General features: G+C 71.2%; 8 protein-coding genes. 5 read left to right on the top strand and 3 right to left on the bottom strand.

The window, feature by feature from the left end; genetic code table 11:
- Positions 1–3: 3 nt before the first annotated feature.
- The 3 genes from M8542_RS26925 to M8542_RS26915 are packed head-to-tail and all read right to left on the bottom strand — an operon-like array spanning position 4 to position 3,215.
- Positions 4–588, bottom strand: a complete 585-nt coding sequence (locus tag M8542_RS26925) for an LOG family protein (RefSeq protein WP_257923038.1) — start codon at positions 586–588, stop codon at positions 4–6.
- On the bottom strand, positions 588–1,373 hold the full coding sequence (locus tag M8542_RS26920) for an LOG family protein (RefSeq protein ID WP_257923037.1): 786 nt from the start codon (positions 1,371–1,373) through the stop codon (positions 588–590). The genes M8542_RS26925 and M8542_RS26920 overlap by 1 nt, the downstream gene beginning before the upstream one ends.
- 9 nt (positions 1,374–1,382) lie before the next feature.
- Positions 1,383–3,215, bottom strand: coding sequence for a glycoside hydrolase family 9 protein (locus M8542_RS26915; RefSeq protein ID WP_257923036.1), 1,833 nt, complete (start codon positions 3,213–3,215; stop codon positions 1,383–1,385).
- Between the two features lie 324 nt (positions 3,216–3,539).
- On the opposite strand from M8542_RS26915, the gene M8542_RS26910 reads away from it, so the two are divergent.
- The 5 genes from M8542_RS26910 to M8542_RS26890 all read left to right on the top strand — a co-directional run bounded on the left by M8542_RS26910 (position 3,540) and on the right by M8542_RS26890 (position 12,854).
- Positions 3,540–4,832, top strand: a complete 1,293-nt coding sequence (locus tag M8542_RS26910; RefSeq protein ID WP_372508619.1) for a helix-turn-helix domain-containing protein — start codon at positions 3,540–3,542, stop codon at positions 4,830–4,832.
- A gap of 392 nt (positions 4,833–5,224) precedes the next feature.
- The gene (locus M8542_RS26905; RefSeq protein WP_257923034.1) at positions 5,225–7,249 is read left to right on the top strand and encodes a M4 family metallopeptidase; all 2,025 of its coding nucleotides are present in this window, start codon (positions 5,225–5,227) and stop codon (positions 7,247–7,249) included.
- A gap of 75 nt (positions 7,250–7,324) precedes the next feature.
- Positions 7,325–8,590 (top strand): helix-turn-helix domain-containing protein, encoded by a 1,266-nt coding sequence (locus tag M8542_RS26900; protein ID WP_257923033.1) that lies wholly within the window; start codon positions 7,325–7,327, stop codon positions 8,588–8,590.
- Between the two features lie 309 nt (positions 8,591–8,899).
- The gene (locus M8542_RS26895; protein ID WP_257923032.1) at positions 8,900–11,164 is read left to right on the top strand and encodes a M4 family metallopeptidase; all 2,265 of its coding nucleotides are present in this window, start codon (positions 8,900–8,902) and stop codon (positions 11,162–11,164) included.
- Between the two features lie 85 nt (positions 11,165–11,249).
- A complete protein-coding gene (locus M8542_RS26890; RefSeq protein WP_257923031.1) occupies positions 11,250–12,854 on the top strand; it encodes a M28 family metallopeptidase in 1,605 nt (534 codons plus the stop codon).
- Positions 12,855–13,013: the final 159 nt, after the last annotated feature.

The following is a 13,013-nucleotide window of genomic DNA, read 5'->3' as shown; positions in this document are numbered from 1 at the left end:
ACGTCAGATCCCCGGTGGCTCCTTCGCCCACTTCGGCGGCGCGGGCGGCTCGTACGTCTCGAACCGGTCCAGCAGCGCCGCCGGGTCCTGATCCAGCAGCAGCAGCTGCCGGTAGTCCGCCTTGAGGAAGCCCTCGCTCACCATGTGGTCGGCGAACGCGAGCAGCGGCCCGTAGTAGCCGTCGACGTCGACCAGGCCGATCGGCTTGCCGTGCAGCCCGAGCTGGGCCCACGTCCAGACCTCGAACAGCTCCTCCAGCGTGCCCGCGCCACCCGGCAGCGCCAGGAAGCCGTCCGACAGGGCCGCCATCTTGGCCTTGCGCTCGTGCATGTCCCGGACGACGTGCAGCTCCGACAGCCCGGCGTGCGAGATCTCCACCGAAGAGAGCGCCTCCGGGATCACGCCGATCACCTCGCCGCCCGCGGCCAGCGCCGCGTCCGCCACCACCCCCATCGTGCCGACGCTCGCGCCGCCGTAGACCAGGCCGATGCCGCGCTGGGCCAGGAGCTTGCCGAGCGCGGCCGCCTGCTCGGCGTAGCGCGGCGAGAACCCCATGGAGGAGCCGCAGAACACGCAGATCCGGCTCATCAGTGGGTGTCCTCCCAGGCCTGGTAGGACTCCTGGACCACACGGACGGCGTCGTCGATGTCGTCGGTGACGTGCAGCAGGTCGAGGTCGTGCGGGCTGATCTTGCCTTCGGCCTGCACGGTCTTGGCGATCCAGTCGTAGAGACCGCCCCAGTAGTCGCTGCCGAAGAGCACCACCGGGAACTTCGTGACCTTCTTGGTCTGCACCAGCGTCAGCGCCTCGAACAGCTCGTCGAGCGTGCCGAAGCCGCCGGGCAGGCAGATGAAGGCCTGCGAATACTTGATGAACATCGTCTTGCGGGCGAAGAAGTACCGGAAGTTGACACCCAGGTCGACCCACGGGTTCAGGCCCTGCTCGAACGGCAGCTCGATGCCGAGCCCGACGGAGAAGCCGCCGGCCTCGGCCGCGCCGCGGTTGACCGCCTCCATCGCGCCCGGGCCACCGCCGGTCATCACGGCGAAGCCGGCGTTGGCCAGCGCGCCGCCGATCTTGCGGCCGAGCTCGTACTCCGGGTTGTCGCGCTTGGTGCGCGCCGAGCCGAACACGGTGACCGCGCGCGGGACCTCGGCGAGCGCGCCGAAGCCCTCGACGAACTCGGCCTGGATCCGCAGGACGCGCCACGGGTCGGTGTGCACCCAGTCGCTGGGGCCGCGCGCGTCCAGGAGCCGCTGGTCGGTGGTGCTGCCCTGGTCGCGGCGGTCGCGGCGCAGCACGACCGGGCCCTTGTGGCGCTCTACCGGGCGTTCGGGGTACTGGCCGTCCGGCCATTCAGACTGTTCGCTCACTACGCCATGCTACGGCCTGCCCGCCAGCGAAAATGCGAGCAGCGCCGTCGAGGTGAAGTCGATGGCCGGCTCGTTGCTGGGCCATGAACTCAGGTCGTCGGCGTAACGACTTCCCTGGCCGTCGAAGGATTCATACGGACGGGTGCATTCCTTCGCGCCCGCCGGGAACGGCAGATCGGCGAAGTTGTCCGCGCCGTTCGGACCGTTCACGACCGCGCCGTACAGCACCTTGGCCGGTCCGGCGAGGTTCGCGGCCTGGTGGTGCGGGCACTGCGGGAAGGTCGTGCCGACGCCGACCACCAGCGACACGCCCCACGCGTTCGCGCCCAGGGTGAAGTCACGCTGCCGGGCGCCGAAGGCCGCGTACCGCGTGTCTCCGGTGACGCGCTGGTAGAGCCGGGCGGTGGCGGCGAAGCCGAAGCTCTTGCTGGCGGCGTCGAAGTCGGTGACGTCGACGGCCGTCCGGAATGGACTCTTCTTCGCCTGCTCCACACCGGAGTCGAGCTGGCGGCGGAGGTCGGCGGCCAGCTCGCGGACGCCGAGCGCGGCGCCGGGAACACCGGCCCGCAGCAGGCCGGCGAGGTCGGCGTGGGCGAGCGCGCTGGTGTCGTAGAGGTTCAACGTGCTCGTGTCGTCGCTGCCGATGTAGGCCTTCGCCCACTTGGCCGCGTCGCGGACCCAGCCGTTCGCGCGGGGGTCGTTCAGGGCGCGCGCCGCGAGCGCGAGCTGCGTCGCGCCGAGCTCCAGGTCGTCCTCCCAGGACGACTCCGGGTAGTAGGCGTGCGGGAACGCGCTGACGAGCTCGCCGACGTCCGTCGTCTTCGCCTGGGCGAACACCGCGGCCGCTTCGGCGAGGTAATGCCGGGCCAGCTTCGGGTCGCGGTGTGCCTGGACCTGCGCCCCGAGCGCGAACGCCGCGGCGACGCGGCCGGCGAGGTTCGGGGACAGCGGCGCACCCGCCGGGGCGGCCGGGAACACCGGCCGGTACTTGACGAAGTAGGCGGGGTCGCCCGGCTTGACGTCGAGGGCGTCGTCGTCCTGGGGGTTGCGCCAGACGTCGTGGTCGCCGAGGAAGCCGAACTCCTCGCTGCCGGTGCCGATGCCGACCTGGGCGTAGAGGGTCTTGGTCCGGCCGTCCCACATCTTGTCGAGCCAGTCGAGGCCGAAGCGGACCTCCTTCGCCAGCACCGGATCGGGGTCGTCACGCAGCACGACACCCAGCTCGGCCAGCGAATACGCGGTGTTGGACGTGAACTTCACGAAGTCGCCGGCGTCGACCCAGCCGCCTTCGACGTCGACCGGGCCACCCTGGGGCTTCAGCGGTTCGACGATTTCGTCGCCGCCCTCGCCTTGGAACTTCGGTTCCGCGTAGACGGTCGCCTGCCGGTCGGCGAGGTGCGACGGCTTGCGGTCGAGCCGGCCGGGGACGACGTCGTGGCCGTCGCGCTGGGCCTGGAAGAACTCGGTGGTGGCGTTGACGAGCGGGCGGAAGAGGCGTCGCGCGGTGTCGATCCGGAACGGCGGCGACGTCGCGCCGGCGGCCTTGACCCGATAGGTGCCCGGTCTCTCCAAAGTGGACAGATCGAGGTCGAACACGGTCTGGTACCGCGCGTTCCACTCGCCGAGGCTCGCGCCGGTGCGGCCTTCGCGGACGGTGCGCCCGCGCTCGTCGACGACGGCGAACTTGCCGGGCGCACCACCGAGCAGGTACGCGTGCTTCGCCTCACCAAGCGCGTAGCCGACCTGATCAACCCGCACCTCGGCGGCAGTGGCCGCTTCGGCCGGGACGGCAGCGAGCGGCACGGCGAGCGCGGCCACGGTCGCGAGGGGAAGCAGGCGCATGATCAGCCTCCGCTTAGTTAGGAAAGTTTCCTATTTAATTGGCGAGAACGCTAGCCGGACGGGCCACGCACGTCAATATGTCCGTTTCCGCACGGGCATCACGCGTGATCAGGGGGGCATCAAGCGTGATTGGGCGGGCATCAAGCGTGTCTGGAGGGGCATCAAGCGTGATTGGAGGGACATCGGCGTGATGGCCCTCCAATCACACGTGATGGCCCTCCAATCACGTGTGATGCCTCTCTGATCACGCGTGATGCCCCTCCAGACACACGTGATGCCCGTCCGGGCAGGTCGGTGTCTCCGGTGCGGCTGTTCCGCGGGGTCATGACCTACCGTGGGGAGATGACCGAACCGCTCGGCGCGCGGATCCGGCGGCTGCGCACCGACCGGGGCTGGACCCAGCGCGAGCTGGCCGAGCCGGGGTACGACCGCGGGTTCCTCGCGAAGGTCGAGACGGGCAGCCGGCCGCCGTCGGAGGAGATGCTCGGCTACCTGGCCGGGCGGCTCGGCCTCACCGTCGACGAGCTGCGGTTCGGGCGGCCGCCCGGGGTTGCCGACGAGCTGCGCGCGTCCCTCGACGAGGGCTACCGCGACCTCGAACAGGGCCGGGTCGAGCTCGCCGAAGAACGGTTCGCGACCGCCGGGAAGCAGGCCGCGGGTTACCACCTCGACGACGTCGAGTGCTACGCGCGGTTCTGCGCCGCCGAGGTGAAGTGGCAGCTCTTCGACGTCTCCGGCGCGCAGGAAGCCCTCGAGCACGCGGCGGAGCTGGCCGACGCGGCGCCGCCGTGGCTGCGGGCGATGATCGTGCACCGCTGGTCCGGCTGCCGGTACCTCAGCGGCGACGCCGGCGCGGCGATCGCGCGCGTCGAGGCGGAGCTGGCCGCGTCGTCCGGCGACCCCGATGCCGAGCTGTGCCTGCTCACCGCGTTGATCCACCCGCTGATGGAGATGGGCGGCCTGCACCGGGCCCAGCGCGCGGCCGTCGACGGCCACCGGCTGGCGAAGGCGGCCACGCGGCCGGACTTCGTCGCGCGGTTCCACCGGCAGGCGTCGCAGGTGTGGCAGGCGACCGGCGAGTCCGGCCGGGCGGAGCAGGACCTGATCGAGGCGTGCCGCCTGTTCGCGTCGGTGGGCTTCGACCGCGACGCGGCCCGCTGCCGCTGGGCGCGCGGCTACCTGCTGCGGCGGCTGGGCCGGCTGGCCGAGGCCCGCGCGGAGCTGACGTCGGCACGCGACCAGCTGGCGGCGATCGGGTCGGAGGAGGGCGTCGCCGGCGCGACGCTCGAACTGGCCGAGGTCCGGCTCCGGCAGGGCGCCCCGGACGAGGCAGCCGAGCTGGTTTCGGAGGTCTGGTCGCTGCTGGCCCGCGACGTGGAGGCCCTGGGCGAGGCGACGGGCCTGCGCGGCCAGGTCGCCCAGGCCCAGGGAGACCTGGAGACGGCGACCCGGCTGCTGCGCGAAGCGGCCGAGATTCAGACCGGGGCGGCACTGCACGGCGCGGCGGTCTCGACGGCACTACGGCTCGGCGACGTGCTCCGACAACGTGGTCATCTGGACGAAGCGATCGCGGCCTACCGGCGTGGGCTCGACTCGGCGGCCGGCCCCGAGGCCTGACCCGGAGGGTCGGCCCACGCACCTGCAGAGTCGGCTCGCGTACCCAGAGGGTCGGCTCACGAACCGACCGTCCAGGCACGCGAGCCGACCGCCCGGGTACGCGAACCGACCACCCGGGTACGCGAGCCGACCCTCCCGATTCGCCGGACCACTGGGCTCGGTGGTCCGGACCAGAACCAAGTTCCTACCAAAGTTGGTGAATTGGTTCAGACCAGTCGGCAGAACGGCCGTTTCCTGCGGTTTCACGCCGAACGCCGTGATCTTCGCGAGCCACCACTGCTCCGTTCGGCCCATTGACCGGCGCGCCCACCGGATCCTTTACTCGGTTGCGTCCGGCGCAATAACAGCAGTTATCACACCGGGCACACCCCGCGTCCCCGGAAAGGTTCCCCATGAGATCCCCACGTGGGCTGGCGGCGATCGCCGGCCTCGCCCTGACCTTCGCGGCGCCGGTGATCCCGGCCGCGGCCACCACACCTCCCGCCGCCACCCCGCCCGAGGCGCTCGCCGCCCGAGCTGCCGACCAAGCCGCGCTCAACGGCGTCGACCAGCTCGCCAAGGGCACGGGGGAGGCCTTCGTCCGCACCGGAGTCACCCCGGGTGGCGGCGGGCTCTACTACGCCTCCTACCAGCGCACCTACCACGGCCTGCCGGTCGTCGGCGGGGACGCGGTCGTCGTCGCCGACGGGGCCGGGCACGTCCGCGGCACCGAGGCCGCGCGCACCGCGCCGATCGCCGTGCCCACCCAGGCGACGCTCAAGGCCGACCAAGCGAAGAAGATCGCCACCGCCAAGGTGTCCCAAGTGGACACCACGAGCGCGCCGAAGCTCGTCGTGCTCGCCGGGGACGCCCCCAAGCTCGCCTACGAAGTCGTCGTCAGCGGCCACAACCAGGGCCACCCGACCAAGCTGCACGTCTTCGTCGACAGCGCCACCGGAACGGTCCTCGACACCCGCGACGACGTCCGCGAAGCGGGCACCGGCAACTCCTACTACGCCGGGACCGTCTCGATCGACACCTCCGGCTCCGGCAGCTCGTACTCGATGACCGACCCGAGCCGCCGCGGCATCGCCTGCGGCCGCGAAGGCGGCTCGATCTTCACCAAGAGCAGCAACACCTGGGGCAACAGCTCCGGCACCGACCTCGAAACCGGCTGCGTCGACACGCTCTACAGCGTCCAGACGGAGTGGAAGATGCTCGGCGACTGGCTGGGCCGCAACGGCATCGACGGCGCCGGCGGCGGGTTCCGCGCCAGCGTCGGCCTCAACGACGTCAACGCCTACTGGGACGGCTCCTCGACCCACTTCGGGCACTCGCAGGACAACCGCCGCCAGGCCACGCCGATGGACGTCGTCGGGCACGAGTTCGGGCACGCCGTCTTCCAGACGACGCCCGGCGGCGCCGGCTCCGGCAACGAGAACGGCGGGCTCAACGAGTCCACCGGCGACATCTTCGGCGCGCTGACCGAGGCCTACGCCAACAACCCGGTCGACCGGCCGGACTTCACCGTCGGCGAGGGCGTCAACCTCGTCGGCCAGGGCCCGATCCGCTACATGTACAACCCGAGCCAGGTCGGCGACCCGAACTGCTACTCGTCGTCGATCCCGAGCACCGAGGTGCACGCCGCCGCGGGTCCGCAGAACCACTGGTTCTACCTGCTTTCCCAGGGCAGCAACGCCTCCCCGGCCAGCCCGACGTGCAACGGCAGCACCGTCACCGGCATCGGCATCCAGAAGGCCGGCAAGATCTTCTACAACGGCCTCCTCAAGAAGACGTCGTCGTGGAACCACCGCGCGGCCCGCAAGGCCACGCTCGAAGCCGCGGTCGCGCTCTTCCCGGGCAGCTGCACCGAGTTCAACGCCACCAAGGCCGCGTGGGACGCGGTGAGCGTCCCGGCCGTCAGCGGTGAGCCGACCTGCAGCGGGCAGCCGCCGGCCGGCAACGACTACTCGCTGACGCTGTCGCCGACGTCGGCGTCCGTCCAACCGGGACAGACGGCGACCACCACGGTGACCACCCAGGTCACCTCCGGCAACGCGCAGACCGTCTCGCTGCTGGCCACCGGCCTGCCCGAGGGCGCGAAGGCGACCTTCAGCCCGGCGAGCGTCCAGTCCGGCGGCACCGCGACGCTGACCATCACCACCTCGGCGACCACGCCGCAGGGCACCAGCCAGGTGACGGTCACCGGTGACGGCACCGACGCCGACCACACCGCGCAGTTCTCGCTGACCGTCGGCACCGGCACCCCGCCGACCGGCTGCGGCGGGCTCGCCGAGTGGGACTCCGCGAAGGCGTACGTGCCCAACGACGCCGTGAGCCACAACGGTCACAAGTGGACGTCCACCTGGTACTCGACCGGTGCCGAGCCCGGCGCACCCGGCTCGTGGGCCGTGTGGAGCGACGCCGGCGCCTGCTGATCCCTCACCGCGCGGCGGCGGGCGACTCCCCCGCCGCCGCGCGGCCTACCCTGAACCGGTGGAAGGGCGACCCGAGTGAGCGAGAGCGTCGGCGAACGCCTGCGTGAGCTGCGCACCGAGCGCGGGCTCACGCAGCGCGAACTGGCCGGACCGCAGTACTCGGCGGCGTACGTGTCGTCGGTCGAGACCGGCGCGCGGACGCCGTCGGGGGACGCGCTGCGGTTCTTCGCCCAGCAGCTGGGCATCGACCCCGACGAGCTGCTCGGCGGCAGCTCACCCCGCGAGCTGCTCGAACTGGACCTCGAACTGATCGAGACCGCGGAGCGGTTCCTGGCCGGCGACGCCCGCCGCGCGATCCCGCGGATGCAGCGGATCCGCCGCCAGGCCGAACGCCTCGACCGGCCGCGGCAGGCGGGCATCGCGCTGCTGTGGCTGGCCGGGTACGCCGGCGGCGAAGCCCGCACCAAGTACGTCGCGGAGGCGGAGACGACGTTGTCGGGCGAGCCGCCGCCGGTGCGCGCGATGGTCGTCCCGCTGCGCGCGGCGGTGCTGTCCGGCTGGGGCGAGTCCCAGTATTCCTTGCACCTGCTGGAAACCTGCCACGCGGAGCTGCTGCGCGACGGGTACCCGCAGCCCTCGATGCTGCTGACGCTGCGGGCGTGCCTGGCCGAGCGGCACCTGCGCCAGGGCGACCTCGACCGCGCCGCCGAGTACGCCGAGTCGGCGTTGCGGCTCACCCGCGGCGGCCCGGCGGTGCTGGCCGAGCTGACCCGCAGCCACGTCGAGGTCTGCCGCAGCCACCTGGCGGCCGACCGGTTCGCCGACGCGGCGGCGTCGATCGCCGCGGCCTACGACCTCATGCAGGAACGCGCCCTGCACCCGGCGATGGCGCACTGCCTGCTGGCCAGGGCCCGGGTCCGCGGCCGCGCGGGCGACGTCGAAGGCGCGCTGGCCGACCTCGGCGCGGCGCGCGAGACGGCGTGGCCGGACGACGTCCCGGCGATCACGGTCGAGCTGGCTGCCGAGTACCTCGCCGCCGGCCGGCTGCAGACCGCGAGCGCGCTGCTCGACCAGATCCGGCCGTCGGTCGTGGCGGGCACGGCACTGGCCGCGGAGCTGCGGCTCCAGCTGGGTTCACTGGCCCGCGCCCGCGGCGATCACCGGAGCGCGGCGGAGTACCTGCGCGCGGCGGTCGAGCTCGCCACCGGGCTCGGCGCGCGCGGCGTGCTGGTGCGGGCGTTGCGGCCGTTGAGCGAGCTCCTGGGCGAGACGGGGAAGCAGGCCGAAGCGGCGGACGTGCTGCGCAACGGGCTCATCGCCTTGGGCGCGGAAGCCGACTGACAACGTTTTCCTGAGCAGTACTAACGATTCCCGGTGATCGAGAGCTTCCGGCGTTCGGATGGTGTCCGGGACAGTCCCTACGAAAGTCGTTCCGGCGCGGAACACGCGGTGAATCCCCAGCCCCGGCGGGGTTTGTACGAATTGACCCGCTATTCCGAAAGGCGGCGTTGGTCCGTTCGGCGCATTGACGCCCCGATGCGCTGATCCTTTACTCGGATGCGTCCGGACGCATACCTGCTGTTAGGCCGCCGGACACGTCCCCCTTTCCCTTGCCGGACCTTGATTCTGCCTTCGTGAAAGGTGATCTCGATGACCCATCGTGGGTTCAGAACGGGCTTGGCGGCCGCCGCCGGGCTCGCCATGACGCTCGCCTTGCCGGTGACCCCGGCGAGCGCGACCCCGGCGGCCCAGCCCGCCGCGCCGGATGTGGCCGCCGCCCGCGCCGCCGACCAAGCGGCCGCGAGCGGGCTCGACGCGCTCAAGCGCGGGCCGGCCGAAGCGTTCCAGCGCGTCGGGCTCACCGCCGGCGGCGGAGGCCTGTTCTACGGCGCCTACCAGCGCACCTACCAGGGCCTTCGGGTCGTGGGCGGCGACGCGGTCGTCGTCGCCGACGGGGCCGGGCGGGTGCGCGGCACCAGCGCCGCCGAGACCGCGCCGATCACCGTCGGCACGCGGGTGACGCTGGACGCCGCGAAAGCCGCGGCCACCGCGCGCGCCCAACTGCCCACTGTGGACAGTGTGAGCACGCCGGAGAAGGTCGTGCTGGCCGGGGCGAACCCGAAGCTGGCGTACGAGGTCGTCGTCGCCGGGCGCACCGCGACCGCGCCGAGCAACCTGCACGTCTTCGTCGACGCGGCGACCGGCGCGGTGCTCGACAAGCGGGACGACGTGCGCACGTTCGCCTCGGGCGCGCGGACCCAGGCCCAGCCCGCGACGGTGAACGTCGCCGGCACCGGCAACAGCTACTACGTCGGCAACGTCTCGATCGACACCACGCAGTCCGGCAGCACGTACACCCTGCGCGACCCGGGCCGCTCCGGCATCAGCTGCGGCCGCGAAGGCGGCTCCGTCTACAGTGGACCGGACAACAACTGGGGCAACGGCTCCGGCACGGACCTCGAGACCGGCTGCGTCGACGTCCTCTACAGCGTCCAGACCGAGTGGAAGATGCTCGCCGACTGGCTCGGCCGCAACGGCATCAACGGCAGCGGCACCGGCTACCCGGCGTCCGTCGGCCTCAACGACGTCAACGCCTACTGGAACGGTTCGTCGACGCACTTCGGGCACTCGCAGGACAACCAGCGCCAGGCCACCTCGATGGACGTCGTCGGCCACGAGTTCGGGCACGGCATCTTCCAGTTCACCCCGGGCGGCGCCGGTTCCGGCAACGAGAACGGCGGCATGAACGAGTCGACCGGTGACATCTTCGGCGCGCTGACCGAGGCGTACGCGAACAACCCGAAGGACACCCCGGACTACGAGGTCGGCGAGGGCGTCAACCTGGTCGGCCAGGGCCCGATCCGTTACATGTACCAGCCGTCGAAGGTCGGCGACCCGAACTGCTACTCGTCGTCGATCCCGAGCACCGAGGTGCACGCGGCGGCCGGCCCGCAGAACCACTGGTTCTACCTGCTGGCCGAGGGCTCGAACCCGGGTGGCGGCAAGCCCACGAGCCCGACCTGCAACAACTCCAGCGTCACCGGCGTCGGCATCCAGAAGGCCGGCAAGATCTTCTACAACGGCCTGCTGAAGAAGACCTCGTCGTGGAACCACAAGGCCGCCCGCAAGGCGACCCTCGAAGCCGCGATCGCGCTCTTCCCGGGCAGCTGCACCGAGTACAACGCCACCAAGGCCGCGTGGGACGCCATCTCCGTCACCACCGTCAGCGGTGAGCCGACCTCGTGCAGCGGCGGCGGACCGGACTTCTCCGTCGCGCTGAACCCGGCTTCGGGTTCCGTGCAGCCGGGCGCCTCGGCGACCACCACCGTCGGCACCGCGATCACCTCCGGCGCGGCGCAGTCGATCACGCTGTCCGCCTCGGGTCTCCCGGCCGGCGCGACCGCGACGTTCAGCCCGGCGACCATCCAGTCGGGCGGCTCCTCGACGCTGACCATCGCGACGACGGCGTCGACGCCGACCGGCAGCTACCCGATCACCGTCACCGCCGACGGCGCCAGCACCGACCACACCGCGCAGTACACGCTGAGCGTCGGGACCACGGGCTCGTGCACCGCGGTGACCAACTCGACCCGGCTCGACATCCCGGACTACCCGGGTGCCGCGGTCAGCAGCACCAACACGGTGGCCGGCTGCGCGCGCAACGCGTCCAACGCCACCAAGGTCGAGGTGCACATCACCCACACCTACAGCGGTGACCTGGTCCTCGACCTGGTCGCGCCGGACGGCACCGCCTACCGGCTGAAGAACTCCAGCTCGTCGTCGACCCCGAACATCAACACCACCTACACCGTGAACGCTTCTTCGGAAGCCGCGAACGGCGCGTGGCAGCTCCGCATCCGAGACGTCGGCCCCGCCGACACCGGTTACCTGTCCTCCTGGACGTTGACCGTGTAGCACGCCCCACCCCGTGAAGGCCGCACCAGCCAGGTGCGGCCTTCACGGCCGTTCTCCCCAACCCCCACCGAAGGAATTCACCGCCATGAAGTGGAAGACACGACTCGGCGCCGGGGTCACCGCCCTGGCCGCCGTCCTGGGTGTGGTGACCGCGCCGGCGGCCACCGCCGCTCCGGCCACCGCGCTCGCCGCGCCGGACATCTCGCTGGCCAACATCAAGACCCACCTCAACCAGCTGCAGACCATCGCCAACAACAACGGCGGCACGCGTTCGCCGCGCGGCGGCGGTTACGCGGCCTCGGTGTCCTATGTGGAAAACCTGCTCAAGAACGCCGGCTACACGACGTCGAGGCAGACGTGCACCAGTTGCATCGGCCAGTCGCAGAACCTGATCGCCGAGTGGCCGCAGGGTGACGCGAGCCAGGTCATCATGCTCGGCGCGCACCTCGACTCCGTCAGCGCCGGCCCCGGCATCAACGACAACGGCTCCGGCAGCGCGTCGATCCTCGAAGTCGCGCTGACGCTGGCCCGCACCAACCCGGCGATGGCCAAGCGCGTCCGGTTCGCCTGGTGGGCCGACGAGGAGTCCGGCCTGGTCGGCTCCAAGTACTACGTCAACAACCTGCCGAGCAGCGAGCGCACGAAGATCAAGACCTACCTCAACTTCGACATGATCGGCTCGAAGAACTGGGGTTACTTCGTCTACGACGACGTCGCTTCGGTCAAGGCGATCTTCGACGAGTACTTCTCGTCCATCGGCATCCAGACCGAGGGCGACAGCGAGGGCGACGGCCGCTCCGACCACGCGTCCTTCAAGAGCGCGGGCATCCCGGTCGGCGGCCTCGCGACCGGCGCTGGCGACATCAAGAGCTCGGCGCAGGCGCAGAAGTGGGGCGGCACCGCGGGTGCGGCGTTCGACAACTGCTACCACCGCGCGTGCGACACGACCTCCAACATCCCGGACACCCCGCTGGAGAAGAACTCCGACGCCATCGGGTACGCGCTGTGGAAGCTGGCCGTCGCGACGACGACGGGCAACGACTACTCCGTCGCGCTGAACCCCACTGCCGGGACCGTCCAACCCGGACAGTCGCTGCAGGTCGCGGTGAGCACCGCGACGACGTCCGGGTCCGCGCAGTCCATCTCCCTGTCCGCTTCAGGCCTGCCCGCGGGCGCGACGGCGTCGTTCAGCCCGGCGACGATTCAGTCCGGTGGGTCCTCGACGTTGACCATCTCGACGTCTTCGACCACCCCGACCGGCACGTTCCCGGTCACCGTGACCGCGGACGGCGCGAACGTCGACCACACGGCGTCGTTCTCGCTCGGCGTCGGGACGTCGTCGTGCGCGCCGGTGACCAACGGGACCCGGCTGGACATCCCGGACTACCCGGGTGCCGCGGTGAACAGCCCGGCGACCGTCGGCGGCTGCGCGCGCAACGCGTCCGGCACCACCAAGGTCGAGGTGCACATCACCCACACCTACCGCGGCGACCTGGTCATCGACCTCGTCGCCCCGGACGGCACGGCGTACCGGCTGAAGAACTCCAGCAGCGACTCGACGCCGAACCTCGACACCACCTACACGGTCAACGCCTCGTCGGAGGCCGCGAACGGCGCCTGGCAGCTGCGGCTGCGCGACGTCGGCCCGGCCGACACGGGCTACCTCTCCAGCTGGACCCTCACCGTCTGACCCAAAGGGCGGCACTTTCACGTGAAAGTGCCGCCCCCAGGTCGCCGCTTTCACGTGAAAGCTACGGTTGTCTAGACCACCCGTTCGTAGGTAGTCAGCACTTTCCCCGGTTCCCTATCGTGAGTGGACACGCCGCGTACGCCCCTCAACGACGATGGG

Origin of the sequence: Amycolatopsis iheyensis, assembly GCF_024703995.1 — a bacterium.
GTDB lineage: Bacteria > Actinomycetota > Actinomycetes > Mycobacteriales > Pseudonocardiaceae > Amycolatopsis > Amycolatopsis iheyensis.
The sequence above is the reverse complement of the archived record's forward strand: the minus strand, read 5'-3'. Positions and strand labels throughout refer to the sequence as shown.